Genomic DNA, 1,998 nt, shown 5'->3' on the forward strand with positions numbered 1-1,998 from the left:
GGGTGGTGGGCGGCGCGGTGCCGTCCAGCCCGAAGAAGCGGATCACCTGCGCGGCGTCGACCGGCAGGTTGTGCGTGACACCCTGCATGCTGATCGCCTCGACCGGCGCCATCGGGCCGCTGCTGCCGTACCGGGTGCGGGTGTAGCCGGACTGCGGTGAGTCGGTGTACGCCGGGGTCTGACTCAGCCCGTGCACGTTGGTCCACTGCTTGACCTGCTCACCGAAGTTCGGGTAGCGCAGCGTCTCGTCGTTGGTGCCGTGCCAGATCTGCATCCGGGGTCGCTGGCCGGTGTATCCGGGGTACGCCTCCCGGACGAGGTCACCCCACTGCTGCGCGGTCCGGATGAGTTGCCCGTTGGCGCACTGGCTGTTCCACTCCGAGGTGCCGCCGGTGGCGAAGCAGGCGAACGGCACCCCGGCGAACGACGCGCCCGCCGCGAAGACGTCCGGGTAGACGCCCAGCATGACGTTGGTCATCATCGCGCCGGATGAGGTGCCGGTGGCGAAGATCCGCGCGGGGTCGGCGGAGTAACGCTGCTTCACGTAGTCGACCATGGACATCAGCCCGACCGGGTCGCTGCCGCCGCCACGGCGTAACGCCTGCGGCGAGTAGACGTCCCAGCACTTGCTGCTGCGGGTGGCCGACGGGTAGATCACGATGAACCCGTACCGGTCCGCGAGGGAGGCGTACTGGGTGCCCGAGTGGAACGCGGGGCCCGTCCCGGTGCAGTAGTGCATGGCCAGGAGGATCGCCGGTCGGGTCGCCACCCGGTCCGGGACGTACAGGTGCATTTGCAGGTTGGTGGGGTTGGTGCCGAAGTTGGTCACCTGCGTGAGCGTCGCCGCCGACGCGGGAGTGGCGAACGTCAACGCGGCGGCGGCCAGTGTCACGGCCGCCATGACGACGCCAAGCATTCTCGTCTTCAGTGTCATCGTCGCGATCCCTTACGAAAAAGGCGCGTGGAAGGGGACTTAAGTCGAGGACTGCCCTTCGCCCGACCTTGACCGCGGCTCGCGTGACCATGTCAGCTTCGATCGAGCACACTCGATTGTCAAGACTTCCGGAAACCTTCCGCCGCAACGGTTCCGGCGGTCACCTGCGCGACAGTGGACATCGACGGGCATTGTCAGCGCCGATGGGTGGCGATAAATTATCGGGACGTTTTCGGAACCTGCCAGGCCGCTGGCGCACGGCACGAGGGCGACCCGACCGGATGGCCGAGCCGCGCCTCACCGCCGCTCAGTGGATGTCCCGCCCTCGCTCGTCCGGCACCCCGGACTTGCGGAAGAAGTATGTGTTGATCTGGTCGCGCCACTCGGTGGCGCAGCGCACCTGCTCGTCGAGGCGTTCGGCGACCCGCTCGTACACGCTCGGGTCGATCATGCCGGTCAGCCTCTGCCACCTCCGTCGCATCGCCGTCACCTCCTCGACCCCCGTGAAATGGGTGTCGTAGATGTGCTGGATGACGGTCGAGCCGCTGTGCAGCACGTGCCCGTACGGCACGTGGTGGAAGAAGAGCAGCAGTTCGTCGGGGCAGGTCTCGGGTGACTCGTACACCTGGGCCCAGTACGGCGGGTACTGGCCGGCGAAGCCGGTGCCCGACGCGCGGCTGCGGTCCACGCCGACGCCGTCGCGGTCGGCGAAGTGGTAGGTGCCCCACCGGGTGTACTCGTACCCGTCGACGTTGGGACCGTAGTGGTCGCCGGGGTTGACCATGAAGCCGACGCCCAGCGGGGCGGTGTAGCGCTCATACGTGCGCCACGAGTCGTCCATGATCTCGTGCAGGGTCCTCCGCACCAGCTCCGCGTCGGCGGTCGCCGACGGCGGAAAGGTCAGCGTGATCCACTCGTCGAGGATCGCCGTCGGGTCCCGCCGTGGGTCCCAGGCCAGCCGGCCGAACGTGTACAGGTTGGCCTGTGCCAACGGATGCCCGGTCCAGAAGAGGTCGTCGCCGACGTTGGCGACGGCGACCATCCCGCCGCCCACCCCCGACTCC

General features: G+C 68.2%; 1 protein-coding gene and 1 pseudogene. Both read right to left on the reverse strand.

Annotation, left to right across the window (positions count from 1 at the left end; all coding sequences use genetic code 11):
- Positions 1-934: extracellular catalytic domain type 1 short-chain-length polyhydroxyalkanoate depolymerase (locus DLJ58_RS19695; protein WP_124858500.1), on the reverse strand; the 934-nt coding region annotated here is incomplete at its 3' end.
- 307 nt (positions 935-1,241) lie between these two features.
- Positions 1,242-1,998 (reverse strand): annotated as a pseudogene (locus DLJ58_RS19700) (alpha-glucuronidase); the annotation flags it as partial.

Origin of the sequence: Micromonospora arida, assembly GCF_003857035.1 — a bacterium.
GTDB lineage: Bacteria > Actinomycetota > Actinomycetes > Mycobacteriales > Micromonosporaceae > Micromonospora > Micromonospora arida.